Source organism: Allobosea sp. 47.2.35, from assembly GCF_024655635.1.
GTDB lineage: Bacteria > Pseudomonadota > Alphaproteobacteria > Rhizobiales > Beijerinckiaceae > Allobosea.
On sequence record NZ_JANLGI010000002.1, the window covers coordinates 448,789 to 462,588 of the forward strand.

Here is a 13,800-nt window from a genome sequence, read left to right on the forward strand (position 1 = left end):
CGAGAAGGACGCTGCGGTCGTGAATGTCGATCTCTTCGATTTCGACCTGCCCGAGGATCGTATCGCGCTGCGGCCCGCCAGCCCGCGCGATGCGGCGCGGTTGCTCGTCGTGCGCCCCGATGCGCCCGAGCCGCTGGAGGATCGCGGCATCCGCGATCTCGTCTCGCTGCTTCAGCCCGGCGACGCGCTCGTCCTCAACGACACGCGCGTCATCCCGTCCCGCCTGCGCGGGCGGCGCTATCGCGGCGCGGATTCGGCTCGCATCGAGATCATGCTGCACAAGCGCGAAAGCGAGGATCGCTGGCTCGCCTTCGCCCGGCCGGCCAAGAAGCTGGCGCTTGGCGAGCGCGTGGTTTTCGATTCGGACGCCGCCAGCAATGCCTGCGAGCTCGGCCGCCTGCAGGCCGAGGTCATCCACAAGGGCGAGGGCGGCGAGGTCGAACTCCAGTTCAGCCTGACCGGCGCCTATCTCGACGAGGCGATCGCGCGGCTCGGCGAATTGCCGCTGCCGCCCTATATCGCCGGTAAGCGCCCCACCGACAGTGCCGACACGGCCGACTACCAGACCAATTTCGCCCGCAACGACGGCGCCGTCGCGGCCCCGACCGCGGGCTTGCATTTCACGCCGGAGCTGCTGGCGGCATTGGACGCGCGCGGCGTCAGCCGGCACTTCGTCACGCTCCATGTCGGCGCCGGCACCTTCCTGCCGGTGAAGGCTGATGATACCGACGACCATCGCATGCATGCCGAGTGGGGCACGGTGTCGTCCGAGACGGCTGCGGCGCTGAACGCCGTCAAGGCGAAGGGCGGGCGCATCGTCTGCGTCGGCACGACCTCGTTGCGCCTGATCGAGAGCGCGGCGGTCGAGGACGGCACGATCCGGCCCTTCTCCGGCGACACCGCGATCTTCATCACGCCGGGCTATCGCTTCCGCGCGGTCGATCTGCTGATGACGAATTTCCATCTGCCGCGCTCGACGCTGTTCATGCTCGTCTCCGCCTTCTGCGGTCTCGACATGATGAAACGGGTCTATGCCCATGCGATCGCAGCGAATTACCGCTTTTATTCCTATGGCGACGGCAGCTTGCTGTTTCGGGCGGCCCCAGCGAAGGCCTGAGATGCCGATCCGGCTCGCATTCCCGGTCTGAAAATGCTACCGGGCTCCCAACAGGGATTTTGACAGTCAAATGGCCGATATTTTTCGCGAGATCGATGAGGAAGTCCGCCGCGACAAAGCCGCGGAGCTCTGGAAGAAATATGGCTGGGTCGTCACCAGCCTCGCCGTGCTGGCAGTGCTCGCCGTCGCCGGCTGGCAGTTCTGGCTGCATCGCGAGAATCAGGCCTCGCAGGCCGTCGGCGCGCGCCTCGAAGCGGCACTGAAATCCTCGCGCGATGGCGACGCCACCCAGGCCGAGACCATCCTGAAGGAGCTCTCGACCACGGCGCCGGCCGGCTATCGCCTGATCGCCCGCTTCCGCCTCGCCGCCGAGACGGCCAAGCGCGATCCGGCCGCCGGCGTCGCCGCCTTCGATGCGCTCGCAAACGACGCCTCGCTCGACCAGACCTCCCGCGACCTTGCCAAGCTGCGCGCCGGCATCATGCGCGTCGATCTCGCGCCCTATCCGGAGGTCAAGGCGGCGCTGGAGCCGCTTGCGACCGCGCAGGGCGTCTGGCGCCACACGGCGCGCGAATTCCTCGGCATCGCCGCGCTCAAGGCCAATCTCTTCGAGGACGCCGGGCGCTGGTTCGATGCCGCGATCACCGATCCGCAGGCGCCGCAGGCCCTGCGCCAGCGCGTCGAGCTTTATCTCGCTTTGGTCCGTGGCGGCCCCGTCACGGTGAAGAACTGAACCGGAGCCTCGCTCCAACGGCGCCGCCGCCCCGGCTCCTCGCTTCGGCGAACCGGAGCGACGGCGAAAATGTGTGAAATCTGATGACAGCCATCGTCGCCCTGATCGGGCGCCCCAATGTCGGCAAGTCGACGCTGTTCAACCGGCTGGTTGGCAAGAAGCTCGCGCTTGTCGATGACCGGCCGGGTGTTACGCGCGACCGTCGCGAGGGCGACGCCACCCTCGGCCATCTCCGCTTCAAGGTGATCGACACCGCCGGCCTCGAGGAGGCCGACAAGGATTCGCTCGCCGGCCGGATGCGCGCCCAGACCGAGACCGCGATCGCGCAGGCCGATGTCGTGCTCTTCATGATCGACGCGCGCCTCGGCATCACGCCGATGGACCAGCCTTTCGCCGATCTGGTGCGCCGTTCCGGCAAGCCGGTGATCCTGCTCGCCAACAAGGCCGAGGGGAAGAAGGGCACTGACGGCATCATCGAGTCCTACGGCCTCGGCCTGGGCGACCCCGTGCCGTTCTCGGCCGAGCATGGCGAGGGCACCTCGGATCTGCTCGAGGCGCTGATGCCTTATATCCCCGATGAATCCGAGGATGACGAGGACGAGGACGAGGAAGCGGCCTGGGCCGATGTTCCCGCCGCCGATTCGGACGACGAGGAGGAGATCGATCCCGATCGTCCCCTGCGCGTGACCATCATCGGCCGCCCCAACGCCGGCAAGTCGACGCTGGTCAACCGCATGATCGGCGAGGAGCGCATGCTGACCGGCCCCGAGGCCGGCATCACCCGCGACACCATCTCGGTCGATTGGGAATGGCGCGGCCGCAAGGTCAAGCTCTTCGACACCGCCGGCATGCGCAAGCGCGCCCGCATCGAGGAGAAACTGGAGAAGCTCTCCGTCGCCGATTCGCTGCGCGCGATCCGCTTCGCCGAGGTCGTGGTCGTGCTGCTCGATGCGACGATCCCCTTCGAGAAGCAGGACCTGACGCTGGTCGACCTGACCGAGCGCGAGGGCCGGGCGGTCGTGATCGGCCTTAATAAATGGGACCTCGTCGCCGACAAGCAGGGCCTGCTGGCCGAGCTCAAGGAAAAGGCCAACCATCTGCTGGCGCAGGTGCGCGGCGTGCCGATCATCCCGCTCTCCGGCCTCGCCGGCGAAGGCATCGACAAGCTGATGCAGGGCGTGTTCTCGGCCTATGGCGTCTGGAACCGTCGCGTCTCGACCGCGCGCATCAATCGCTGGCTCGAAGGCGTGCTCTCGGCGCATCCGCCCCCAGCGGTCGCCGGGCGCCGCATCAAGATCCGCTACATGACGCAGGCCAAGGCGCGCCCGCCGACCTTCGCGCTGTTTGGCAACCAGCTCGATCATCTGCCGGTGTCCTACACGCGCTATCTGGTCAATAATCTCCGGGATGCTTTCGAGCTTCCGGGCACACCGATCCGCCTGCATCGCCGCGGCGGCGCCAATCCCTATGACAAGGAGCGCAAGGGCTGATGAAGGTCGCGGTCGTCGGCGCCGGTATCGCCGGGCTTTCCACCGCCTGGTCGCTGAACAGGCGCGGGCATGAGGTGACGCTCTATGAGCAGGCGCCGCAGATCCCCAATCCCTATGCGGCTTCCGGCGACCAGCACCGCATCATCCGCCGCGCCTATGGCGGCGCCGACGGCTATGCCCGTACCATCACCGAGGCCTTCGAGGCCTGGGGCGAGCTCTGGGCCGATCTCGGCAGGCAGCACTACGCGCCCTGCGGCGTGCTCGGCATCTCGCAGGTCGAAGGCGACGAGGGCGAGGAATACCGCGAGGGCCTCGACCGCATGGCCTCGCCCTACGAGCTCTACGACGCGGCCGAGACCGCCCGGCGCTATCCCTTCATCGACCCTGCCACGATCCGCTACGCCTATCTCAGCCCCGAGGGCGGGGCGCTGTTCCCGGCCCGCATCGCCGCCGACATGGTCCGCCTGCTGCGCGAGCGCGGCGTCACCCTGCGTGAAGGGGCGACGGTCACCGCGATCGATCCCGAGAGCGGCCGGATCGGTTTGGCCGATGGCGAGGCCGCGAGCTTCGATCGTATCGTCGTCAGTTCCGGCGCCTGGGTGCTGAAGCTCCTGCCGGAGCTTGCGGACGTCCTGACGACCTATCGCACGGCCGTTGCCTATCTCACCCCGCCCGATGACCTGAAGGCCGCCTGGGAGGCTGCCCCGGTCATCGTCGATGTCGGCGGCACGGTCGATGGCTATGTCTTGCCGCCGGTCGACGGCACCGGCCTCAAGGTCGGCGCCGGCATCCACAAGCGACAACGCCAGCCCGACGAGGAGCGCGAGCCGCGGGCGGGCGAGGGCGAGCAGATTCGCGACTATTTCGCGCCGCCTTTCGCGCGCATCGGCGAGTATCGCATCGAACGCGTCGTCACCTGCGCCTACACCTTCACGGCGGACCGCAAGTTCCTGTCGCGGCAGATCGGCCGCGTGACGGCGGTTTCGGCCTGCTCCGGCCATGGTTACAAGTTCGGCGCGGCGGTTGGCCGGCGCGTCGCGGCTGCGGTCGAGAGCGGCGATCAGGCCGGCTTGCTGCGCTGGCTGCGCGCTGAGTAGCGATTGCGGGCGCGCGCATGCTCGAAACCGTTAGCGCGCTCTTCGTCGATGCCGATCAGAGGGTTCTGCTCGGCCTGCGCGCCGTCTGGAAGCGGGCCTGGCCCGGCCATTGGGACGCGATCGGCGGCCGGGTCGAGCCCGGCGAGGCGCTGGAACAGGCCCTGCTGCGGGAATGCCGCGAAGAGATCGGGCTGGTGCCGACGCGCTATGAACTGGTGCTCTCGGAAGCCGAGCGCTTCCCGGAACGCTATGGCGCCGCGCTCCACCACATCTATGTCGTCAGCGCCTGGGAAGGCGGAGCGGCCATCAATCTCGTCGACGAACACGACGAGATTCGCTGGTTCGGCCTGGACGAGATGGCGGCCCTGCCGAACCTCACCATTCCCGATCTGGTCACGCTGGTGCAGGCTGCGCTGGCGCGCGGATGAGCGGCCTCAGACCGGCAATTGCGGTGTGAGGACCTTGCCCTGCGGAAAGTCGAAGATCTTGCCGCTCTCGCTCCAGTCCGGCGACGCGAGCTTCACCAGATGCGGCGCCAGCTCCTCCGGCGTCTTCAGCGTCTGCGGATCCTCGCCCGGCATCGCCTCGGCCCGCATCTTGGTGCGCAGCGGCCCCGGATTGACCAGCATGAGCTTGACCGGCGTCGTCGCCGTCTCGGCCGCATAGGTGCGTCCCAGCGCCTCCACGGCAGCTTTGGAGACCGAGTAGGGTCCCCAATAGGCCGTGCACTTATGCGCGGCGCCCGAGGTCATCAGCAGGACGCGGCCGGCATCGGACGCGCGCAGCGCCGGGTCTAGCGCCTTGAGCAGGCGCCAGTTGGCGGTGACGTTGATGTCGAGGACCCGGGCCCAGTCCTTCTCGGTGACATGGTCGAGCGGGCTCAGCGAGCCGAGCACGCCGGCATTGGCGAGCAGGATGTCGAGCTTGCCCCAGCGCTCCGTCACGGCATGGCCTAGCTTCTCCAGCCCGCCGGCATCCGCCAGGTCGAGCGGGACGAGGGTGGCGCTGCCGCCGATCGCGACGATCTCGTCGTCGAGCTCCTCAAGGGCTCCGGCTGTGCGGGCGAGCGCGATGACATGCGCGCCGGCCTCAGTGAAGGCCAGCGCCGCAGCACGGCCGATACCGCGCGACGCGCCAGTGACGAGCGCGACGCGTCCCGCGAGAGGCTTGGTCATCTGAAAAGCTCCGCTGGATCAGCCGGCTTCGGCCAGCAGCGAGATCTGCTGCTTGGCGCTCTCGCCGACCATGTCGGTCAGCGAGGTCGGGTAGTCGCCGGTGAAGCAGTGGTCGGTGAATTGCGGCCGGGCCGGGTCGCGGCGCTCATGACCCATGGCGCGGTAGAGGCCGTCCACCGAGATGAAGGCCAGCGAATCCGCGCCGACGAACTGGCGCATCTCTTCCAGCGAATGGGTCGCGGCGAGCAGCTTCTCCCGGTCGGGCGTATCGATGCCGTAATAGTCGGGATGGGTGATCGGCGGCGACGAGATACGGAAATGCACTTCCTTGGCGCCTGCCTCGCGCATCATCTTCACGATCTTGAACGAGGTCGTGCCGCGCACGATCGAATCGTCGACGAGCACGACGCGCTTGCCCTCGACCACCGAGCGGTTGGCCGAGTGCTTCAGCTTGACGCCGAGCTCGCGGACCTTCTGCGTCGGCTCGATGAAGGTGCGGCCGACATAGTGGTTGCGGATGATGCCGAGCTCGAACGGGATGCCGCTGGCCTGGGCATAGCCCAGCGCCGCCGGCACGCCGGAATCCGGCACGGGCACGATGACATCCGCATCGGCCGGGGATTCCTGCGCCAGCACCGCGCCCATCGCCTTGCGACGCTCGTAGATGCTGCGGCCCTTCACGATGGAATCGGGGCGGGCGAAATAGATATACTCGAAGATGCAGGGACGTTCCGGCACAGGCGGGAAGGGCTTGTGGCTCTCGATCCCGGCTTCCGAGATGATCACGACCTCGCCGTTTTCGATCTCGCGGACGAACTTGGCGCCGATGATATCGAGCGCGCAGGTCTCCGAGGTCAGGATCGGGCAGCCATCGAGCTCGCCGAGGACGAGCGGACGGATGCCGAGCGGATCGCGGGCGCCGATCAGCTTCTTGTTGGTGATGCCGACGAAGGCATAGGCACCCTCGATCTGGCGGATCGCCTCGACGAAGCGGTCGACGAAGTTCTGCTTGCGGCTGCGCGCGACGAGATGCAGCAGCACCTCGGTGTCGGAGGTCGACTGGTAGATCGCGCCGTCGCGGACGAGGTTGCGGCGCAGCGTCAGCCCGTTGGTCAGGTTGCCGTTATGCGCGACAGCGAAGCCGCCGCCATGCAGTTCGGCGAAGAGCGGCTGGACGTTGCGCAGGATCGTCTCGCCGGTGGTCGAATAGCGGACATGGCCGATCGACTGCTTGCCCTTGAGCTTGTCGATGACGCTCGCTTCCGAGAAGGCGTCGCCGACCAGGCCGAGGCGGCGCTCCGAATGGAAGCGCTTGCCGTCGAAGGAGACGATGCCGGCCGCCTCCTGGCCGCGATGCTGCAGGGCATGCAGGCCGAGCGCGGTCAGCGCTGCGGCATCGGCATGGCCATAGATGCCGAAGACGCCGCATTCCTCCCGCAGCCTGTCGGCATTGGGGTCGAAGGCGTCGTCACGTCCGGTTTGCGAGATCATGTCGCGCTCCACACAGGGGGCTTGAGCTGTCGTTCTACGCGCTAATTAGGGACGGGCTGGGGCAGGTGCAACCGGTGCCGGCGTCGCGGGGCTGCGCGGCTCCTCTGCCGGAGCCTCCGGCGCGGTATCACCGGCCGGCTTCTTCAGCAGGTTCTTGATGAAATCGGCGTTCACATCCTGCGGCAGCATGGCGATCAGCGAGCGGCCGGTTTCCTCCAGCATCGGCTTGGCCTTGGCATCCTTGGCCCAGACCGGCAGCTTCTCGCTACCGACCAGCGCCGTGAAGAACAGGTAGCCGATCACCGCCAGCAGCAGGCCGCGCGCGGCGCCGAAGACGAAGCCGAGCGTGCGGTCGAGCGCGCCGATCCGCGAATCCAGCACGAAATCGGAAATCCGGGCCGTGATCAGCGAGACGACGATCAGCGTGCCCAGGAACAGGGCCGCAATCGCGGCGACCAGCGCGATCGTGTCCTGCGCCGAGCTTGCCGGGATGTACTGCTTGATGAAGGGCACGAGCTGCGGGTGGAACACCCAGGCCACGGCCGCGGCGGCGACCCAAGAGGCGATCGCCAGCACTTCGCGCGTGAAGCCGCGCACGGCTGCGAGCAAAGCCGAGATCAGAACCACGCCGATGACGACGAGATCGAGAATGGTGACAGGCATTGGGAGGGCCGCTTTGCTGTGGTCAGGTGCCGACCGGCCGGAGGCAGGGCGGCCGTTTCGGCTTTGCTATACGCGTTCCCGGCCTCTGCGTCACCCTTCCGGCGTTGTCATTTCACATCTCTGCGAGGTGCTCGTGCCGCGATATCCGCAACGAGTTCCGTGACATGGCCGAAACGCCGCAGGTTGAGCCCGTTGCCGTCGCCGTGATCGGCGCCGCCGGCCGGCATCAGCGCCGCCTCGAAGCCGAGCTTGGCGGCTTCCCGGAGCCGCGCCGCCGCGACCGCGACCGGCCGAATCGCGCCGGAGAGCGCGATCTCGCCGAAATAGACCGCTTCCTGCGGCAAGGTCGCGCCGCTCAGCGAGGAAACCAGCGCGGCAGCGACCGCGACATCGGCGGCCGGCTCGTTGACGCGAAGGCCCCCGGCGACGTTGAGATAGACGTCTTGCTGGCCGAGCCTCAGGCCCCCATGCGTCTCCAGCACGGCCAGCACCATGGCGAGCCGGCTGTTCTCCCAGCCGACGACGGCACGACGCGGGGTGCCGAGCGCCGTCGGCGCGACCAGCGCCTGGATTTCGACGAGGACCGGCCGGGTGCCTTCCATGCCCGCGAAGACGGCCGCGCCCGGAGCCGGCTGGTCGCGGCCGGCGAGGAACAACGCCGAAGGGTTGGTGACCTCCGAGAGGCCCTTGCCGGTCATCTCGAACACGCCGATTTCGTCGGTTGCACCGAAACGGTTCTTCTGCCCGCGCAGGATGCGGAACGAGTGCGCGCCTTCGCCTTCGAAGGACAGCACGGCATCGACCATGTGCTCGACCACGCGCGGGCCGGCGATCTGCCCGTCCTTGGTGACATGGCCGACCAGGATCAGGCAGACGCCTGATGTCTTGGCATAGCGGATCAGCGCTTGGGCCGAGCCGCGCACCTGCGTCACCGTGCCCGGCGCGCTCTCGACCTCGCCGGACCACATCGTCTGGATCGAATCGATCACCACCAGGGCAGGGCGCTCGCCCTGGCCCAGCGTCGCGACGATATCCTCGACATTGGTCTCGGCCGCGAGATCGACCGGCGCATCGGCCAGCCCCATCCGCTCGGCCCGGAGCCGCACTTGGCCGGTCGATTCCTCGCCCGAGACATAGACGACGCGGCGACCGCCCATCGCCAGCGCGGCGCAGGCCTGCATCAGGAGCGTCGACTTGCCGATACCGGGATCGCCGCCGATTAGCAGCACCGAGCCCGGCACGAAGCCGCCGCCGGTGACACGGTCCAGTTCCCCGATGCCGGAGACGATGCGCGGGGCATCCTGCGTCTCGCCCTTCAGCGTTTCCAGCGCGAAGACACGGCCGCGCGGGCGTCCGCCGGAAGAGGGCCGGCCGCCGCCGGGAACGGGTGCCGCCTGCGCATCCTCGACCAGCGAGGACCATGTTCCGCAGGCATCGCACTTGCCCTGCCAGCGATGATAGACTGCGCCACAGGCTTGGCAGTGATAGGTCGGACCGCGCTTGGCCATCAGCCGCCGATATACCGTCGGTGATAGCGGCGGCCGAGGCTTGTCAGAATCTCGTAGCCGATCGTCTTGGCGCCACCGCCGACCGTCTCAAGGTCGAGCGGGCCGCCGATGAGCGTGACGCTCCCACCGCGCTTGGCGGCATCGGCTGGCGCATCGGTCACGTCGATGATGATCAGGTCCATCGAGACCGTGCCGACGAAGGGGCAGGCGACCCCACCGATCAGCACCGAGCCACCGGTCGATGTATCGGTCCAGCTGCCGTTGCGCGGATAGCCGTCGGCATAGCCGAGGCAGATCGTCGCGAGCTTGCGCTTGCCCTTGGCGGTCCAGCGCCCGTTATAGCCGACCTGCGTGCCATCCTCGACCTCGCGAGTCTGGATGATCGTCGCTTCCAGCCTCACGACCGGCTTCATCGGGTTCGGCTGGCCGGGCGTCGGATTGCCGCCATAGAGCGCATAGCCCGGCCGGGTGAGCTGGTAGGACGGGCAGTCCTTCAGGAAATGGCCGGAGGAGTTCTTGAGCGACGCGGGCACCTCGGGCAGCGCCGCCGCAATCTCGGCAAAGGCTGCGATCTGGCGGGCATTGGCCGGATCGGTCTCGTCCTCGGACGAAGCGAAATGGCTCATCACCAGCCCGATTCCCGCCGCCGAGATCACGCCCGAGCGCTCGCGAGCGAGGTTGAGGCCTTCGCCGGGCCAGAGGCCGAGCCGGTTCATCGCCGTGTCGACATGCAGCGCCGCGGGCCGAACCTGCGCGCCGGTCTGCCGGAACGAGGCCCATTCCAGCAATTCCTCATGCGAACCCAGCACCGGCGACAGGCCATGCGCGGCAAAGGTCTCGGCGGCGCCGGGGAGCAAGCCGTTCAGCACATAGATCGCCGCGTCTGGCGCGACCCTGCGGGCCCGGATCGCTTCAGAGATGTGGGCGACGAAGAAGCTCTTGCAGCCGGCCTTGGCCAATGCCGTCACGGCCGGCTCGATGCCGATGCCATAGGCATCCGCCTTGACCACGGCGCCGGCCTCGGTGCCGGCCCGTTTGCCGAGCAGGCGCCAGTTCGAGACCAGCGCGTCGAGATCGATGGTGAGGGTCGCGCCGTAGGCGCTGGAATCAGGCAGGTCGGCAGGCATCATTCACGGTCCGGCAGGCGCATCTCATCGGCGCGATCCGAGAAGCGTGTCACATCCGCGTCGAACTGCAAGGCCACCGCGCCGGTCGGGCCGTGACGCTGCTTGCCGATGATCAGTTCGGCGACGCCGTGCATGGCCTCCATCTCGATCTGCCACTTGTTGTGTTCTTCGGTGCCGGGCCGCGGCTCCTTGCCCTTGAGGTAATATTCCTCGCGATAGACGAACATCACCACGTCCGCGTCCTGCTCGATCGAGCCGGATTCGCGCAGGTCCGAGAGCTGGGGGCGCTTGTCGTCGCGATTCTCGACCTGACGCGAGAGCTGCGAGAGCGCGATGATCGGGACGTTGAGCTCCTTGGCCAGTGCCTTCAGGCTGGTCGTGATCTCGGTTAGCTCCTGCACGCGGTTCTGGCTGTTCTTGGACGAGCCGGAGAGCAGTTGCAGGTAGTCGATAAACAGGACGTCGAGCCCCTTCTGGCGCTTCAGGCGCCGGGCGCGCGCCATCAATTGCGCGATCGAGATACCACCGGTCTGGTCGATATAGAGCGGCAGCTTCTCGATCTGGGCGGCGACATCGGTCAATCGGGCGAAATCGCCCTCGGTGATGCGGCCCTGCCGGATCTTATAGGAGGAGATGCTGGACTGCTCGGCGACGATACGGGTCGCGAGCTGGTCGGCCGACATTTCGAGCGAGAAGAAGCCGACGATGCCGCCATCGACCGACTTGATCGAGCCGTCCTCCTGGCGCTCGCCACGCCAGGCCTTGGCGATGTTGAAGGCGATATTGGTGGCGAGCGAGGTCTTGCCCATGGCGGGGCGCCCGGCGAGCACGAGCAGGTCGGAGCGTTGCAGGCCGCCCATGCGCTGGTCGACGTCGCGCAGGCCGGTCGAGATGCCGGAGAGGCCGCCGGCACGCTGGTAGGCGCTCGCCGCCATGTCGATGGCGAGGCGCAGCGCCCCGTCGAATTTCTGGAATCCGCCCTCGTAGCGGCCCTTTTCGGCGAGTTCGTAGAGCCGGCGCTCGGCATCCTCGATCTGCTCGCGCGGCGCCATCTCGACTGGCGCGTCATAGGCGACGTTGACGAGGTCCTCGCCGACGCCGATGAGCTGGCGGCGCACCGCGAGATCGTAGATCGTCCGGCCGTAATCGGCGGCGTTGATGACGGTCGTCGCCTCGGCGGCGAGGCGCGCGAGATACTGGCTCGGCGTGATCTCGCCGAGATCGATGTCGTTGACGAAGGTCTTGAGCGTGATCGGCGTCGCGATCTTGCCGGCGCGGATCATGCTGGCCACCAGCTCGTAGACGCGCTGATGGACCGGCTCGAAGAAATGGTCCGGCAGCAGGAAGTCGGAGACGCGGTAGAAGGCGTCGTTATTGACCAGGATCGCGCCGAGCAGCGCCTGCTCGGCCTCGATATTGTGAGGCTGGACGCGGAACTCCGCCTCTCGGTTGTCGAGGCGGGCGACGAGAGCTGTAGCGGTGGCCATGGCCGTCCCGATAAATCAATGCTGGGTGAATTCAAGCCGACAATCAGCCGCGCAGGCTTGCGGCTTGGCGAGGCTGAGTCGGGCAGAGAACTAACTTAACATTCTGACAATCGGTGCCAGCATCTCCCGGTTCCATCCACCCCTTTGCACAGGCTCCAAAATGAAAAAGGCGCCGTGTTGCCACGGCGCCCTTGACTCGATTCGGGAGCTTGTCGGGCTCAGAGCTCGACGTCGCCGGCCTCGGCCAGCGCCGCGCCGACCTCGAGGCCGAGATCGTCGAGATCGAACTCCTCGCGGGCGGTGACGTTCTCGCCGGCGGCCTGACGCTCGGCCTCTTCAGCCGAACGGGCGATGTTGACGGTGATCGTGACCGAGACTTCCGGATGCAGCACGACCGGGACGGTGTGCAGGCCGAGCGTCTTGATCGGGGTGTTCAGCGTCACCTGGCCGCGCGAGACGTTGAAGCCGTCCTTGGACAGGGCCTCGGCGATGTCACGGGTCGAGACCGAGCCGTAGAGCACGCCGGACTCGCCCGACTGGCGCAGGATGGTGACGCTCTGGCCGTTCAGGCGCTCGGCGACGGCATCGGCTTCCGACTTCAGCTCGAGGTTGCGGGTCTCGAGCTCGAGCTTCTGGCTCTCGAAGCGCTTCTTGTTGTCCTCGGTGGCGCGCAGTGCCTTGCCGCGGGCGAGCAGGTAGTTGCGGCCGAAGCCGTCGCGAACCTTCACGATGTCGCCCATCTGGCCGAGCTTGGCGACGCGTTCGAGCAGGATCACTTCCATGGGTCTTCTCCTTGTTATGTCTTGAGACGAGGTTGTTAGGAACGGTTAGGCGGAGGCGGCAGCGCGGCCCGCTTGCGCAGGCCGAGAAGCGTGTCGATGACACCCGTGATCGCGAGCAGCGGCGTCAGCACGGCCTGCATCACGACGAGGGCGACATAGATCGAGATCAGCATCGGCAGCCGCCAGGGCTTGCCGCGCGAGATGTCGTGCAGCGTGGCGAGCCCGCTGAACATGAAGGCGGCGAGCAGCGCGCCGGCCATGGCCATGGCGGCGACGCCGATGAAGCCGCCGGTCGTCGCGACGAAGCCGGTGGCGACCAGCAGCAGCAGCGCCTGGCGCGGCAGCGTCGTCGACGGGATGAAGGGCCAGGGCCGCGGCAGACGGTCGGACATCTTCACGGCGCGGGCCGCGAGCCAGAGATTGGCGGTGATCGTGGTGACGAACGAGGCGCCGATGCCGAGCGGAACGGCCGGAGCGAGGTTCTGCGCCAGTTCCTTGACCTGGACGTCGCCGGGCAGCGCAATCAGCTTGCCGCGCACCATCTCGTTCAGCAGGTTCTCGATCATGCGCGCGATCACCGCACGATAGGTCTCGTAATCGGTGGTCATCACCAGGGCGCTGCCGACGGTGGCGAGCGCGGCGGTGGCGGCGATCCAGAGCAGCAGGTTGCCGAGCGGATACCACTCGACCCGGCCGTCGGTGTCGCCACGGGCGAGAAGCGCGAGATAGGCGATCCACCAGGCCGGCAGGCCGATGATCAGGGCGAATGCGATGCCACCGGTCGGGGCGAGCGCAACGGCGACGGCCAGTGCACCGGCAGCCGTGGCGAACAGCCCGGAACGATGGTTCCAGCCCAAGGATGCGATGAAGATCGGGAGGGGCGCGGCAGAATACAGCAGGGCTGCCAGCGGCGATCCGGTGATCACCACTGAGAAGAGCAGGGCCGAAACGAGGCCCGCGCCGATGCCGACAATCGGAATCATGCGTCCGTCCTGCTGTCCCGCTGCTCGCAAGCCCTTCGGGCTCGGCAGGGTGAGAGGCGCTTGGCCTCAACAAACCCGGTGGAGTTTCACCGCCAGGCGACTGGTTGATCTTGAAAGCGAGAACCGGAGGCGCACGAGGCGCCTCCG

The 13,800-nt window shown here is 67.5% G+C and carries 13 protein-coding genes; 5 read left to right on the forward strand and 8 right to left on the reverse strand.

Features of this window, described 5'->3' with window-relative positions; all coding sequences use genetic code 11:
* Nucleotides 1–19: 19 nt before the first annotated feature.
* From queA to NUV79_RS04775, 5 genes are all read left to right on the forward strand, one after another.
* Nucleotides 20–1,117 carry a tRNA preQ1(34) S-adenosylmethionine ribosyltransferase-isomerase QueA gene (gene queA / locus NUV79_RS04755; RefSeq protein WP_257731924.1) on the forward strand — a complete coding sequence of 366 codons (1,098 nt, stop codon included), beginning with the start codon at nt 20–22 and terminating at the stop codon, nt 1,115–1,117.
* Nucleotides 1,118–1,187: 70 nt separating this feature from the next.
* Entirely contained in the window at nt 1,188–1,850 is a 663-nt protein-coding gene (locus NUV79_RS04760; protein WP_257731925.1) for a tetratricopeptide repeat protein, read from the forward strand.
* Nucleotides 1,851–1,933: 83 nt separating this feature from the next.
* Nucleotides 1,934–3,340, forward strand: coding sequence for a ribosome biogenesis GTPase Der (der, locus tag NUV79_RS04765; protein WP_257731926.1), 1,407 nt, complete (start codon nt 1,934–1,936; stop codon nt 3,338–3,340).
* Nucleotides 3,340–4,437 (forward strand): NAD(P)/FAD-dependent oxidoreductase, encoded by a 1,098-nt coding sequence (locus NUV79_RS04770; RefSeq protein ID WP_257731927.1) that lies wholly within the window; start codon nt 3,340–3,342, stop codon nt 4,435–4,437. Before der ends, NUV79_RS04770 begins: the two co-directional genes overlap by 1 nt.
* 17 nt (nt 4,438–4,454) lie before the next feature.
* Nucleotides 4,455–4,865: an NUDIX hydrolase gene (locus NUV79_RS04775; RefSeq protein ID WP_257731928.1), complete on the forward strand. Its 411-nt coding sequence runs from the start codon at nt 4,455–4,457 to the stop codon at nt 4,863–4,865.
* Nucleotides 4,866–4,871: 6 nt separating this feature from the next.
* Here the strand turns inward: NUV79_RS04775 and NUV79_RS04780 are convergent, their stop codons facing one another.
* The 8 genes from NUV79_RS04780 to NUV79_RS04815 form a co-directional block, all read right to left on the reverse strand.
* On the reverse strand, nt 4,872–5,612 hold the full coding sequence (locus NUV79_RS04780; RefSeq protein WP_257731929.1) for an SDR family NAD(P)-dependent oxidoreductase: 741 nt from the start codon (nt 5,610–5,612) through the stop codon (nt 4,872–4,874).
* An 18-nt stretch (nt 5,613–5,630) separates the two neighbouring features.
* Nucleotides 5,631–7,103, reverse strand: coding sequence for an amidophosphoribosyltransferase (purF, locus tag NUV79_RS04785; RefSeq protein WP_257731930.1), 1,473 nt, complete (start codon nt 7,101–7,103; stop codon nt 5,631–5,633).
* Nucleotides 7,104–7,148: 45 nt separating this feature from the next.
* On the reverse strand, nt 7,149–7,766 hold the full coding sequence (locus NUV79_RS04790; protein WP_257731931.1) for a CvpA family protein: 618 nt from the start codon (nt 7,764–7,766) through the stop codon (nt 7,149–7,151).
* A 107-nt stretch (nt 7,767–7,873) separates the two neighbouring features.
* Nucleotides 7,874–9,274, reverse strand: a complete 1,401-nt coding sequence (gene radA / locus NUV79_RS04795; protein ID WP_257731932.1) for a DNA repair protein RadA — start codon at nt 9,272–9,274, stop codon at nt 7,874–7,876.
* A complete protein-coding gene (alr, locus tag NUV79_RS04800) occupies nt 9,274–10,401 on the reverse strand; it encodes an alanine racemase (protein ID WP_374678837.1) in 1,128 nt (375 codons plus the stop codon). The genes radA and alr overlap by 1 nt, the downstream gene beginning before the upstream one ends.
* The gene (locus tag NUV79_RS04805) at nt 10,401–11,888 is read right to left on the reverse strand and encodes a replicative DNA helicase (RefSeq protein ID WP_257731934.1); all 1,488 of its coding nucleotides are present in this window, start codon (nt 11,886–11,888) and stop codon (nt 10,401–10,403) included. The genes alr and NUV79_RS04805 overlap by 1 nt, the downstream gene beginning before the upstream one ends.
* A 218-nt stretch (nt 11,889–12,106) precedes the next feature.
* Nucleotides 12,107–12,670 carry a 50S ribosomal protein L9 gene (gene rplI, locus NUV79_RS04810; RefSeq protein WP_257731935.1) on the reverse strand — a complete coding sequence of 188 codons (564 nt, stop codon included), beginning with the start codon at nt 12,668–12,670 and terminating at the stop codon, nt 12,107–12,109.
* 35 nt (nt 12,671–12,705) lie between these two features.
* Nucleotides 12,706–13,653, reverse strand: a complete 948-nt coding sequence (locus tag NUV79_RS04815; protein WP_257731936.1) for a DUF2232 domain-containing protein — start codon at nt 13,651–13,653, stop codon at nt 12,706–12,708.
* Nucleotides 13,654–13,800: the final 147 nt, after the last annotated feature.

Excerpts from the sequence above, each read along its gene's own strand:
- rplI (WP_257731935.1), bottom strand. The coding sequence starts at position 12,670 with ATGGAAGTGATCCTGCTCGAACGCGTCGCCAAGCTCGGCCAGATGGGC.
- NUV79_RS04770 (WP_257731927.1), top strand. The coding sequence starts at position 3,340 with ATGAAGGTCGCGGTCGTCGGCGCCGGTATCGCCGGGCTTTCCACCGCC.
- NUV79_RS04780 (WP_257731929.1), bottom strand. The coding sequence starts at position 5,612 with ATGACCAAGCCTCTCGCGGGACGCGTCGCGCTCGTCACTGGCGCGTCG.
- NUV79_RS04815 (WP_257731936.1), bottom strand. The coding sequence starts at position 13,653 with ATGATTCCGATTGTCGGCATCGGCGCGGGCCTCGTTTCGGCCCTGCTC.
- NUV79_RS04775 (WP_257731928.1), top strand. The coding sequence starts at position 4,455 with ATGCTCGAAACCGTTAGCGCGCTCTTCGTCGATGCCGATCAGAGGGTT.
- alr (WP_374678837.1), bottom strand. The coding sequence starts at position 10,401 with ATGCCTGCCGACCTGCCTGATTCCAGCGCCTACGGCGCGACCCTCACC.
- NUV79_RS04805 (WP_257731934.1), bottom strand. The coding sequence starts at position 11,888 with ATGGCCACCGCTACAGCTCTCGTCGCCCGCCTCGACAACCGAGAGGCG.
- der (WP_257731926.1), top strand. The coding sequence starts at position 1,934 with ATGACAGCCATCGTCGCCCTGATCGGGCGCCCCAATGTCGGCAAGTCG.
- purF (WP_257731930.1), bottom strand. The coding sequence starts at position 7,103 with ATGATCTCGCAAACCGGACGTGACGACGCCTTCGACCCCAATGCCGAC.
- NUV79_RS04790 (WP_257731931.1), bottom strand. The coding sequence starts at position 7,766 with ATGCCTGTCACCATTCTCGATCTCGTCGTCATCGGCGTGGTTCTGATC.
- radA (WP_257731932.1), bottom strand. The coding sequence starts at position 9,274 with ATGGCCAAGCGCGGTCCGACCTATCACTGCCAAGCCTGTGGCGCAGTC.
- NUV79_RS04760 (WP_257731925.1), top strand. The coding sequence starts at position 1,188 with ATGGCCGATATTTTTCGCGAGATCGATGAGGAAGTCCGCCGCGACAAA.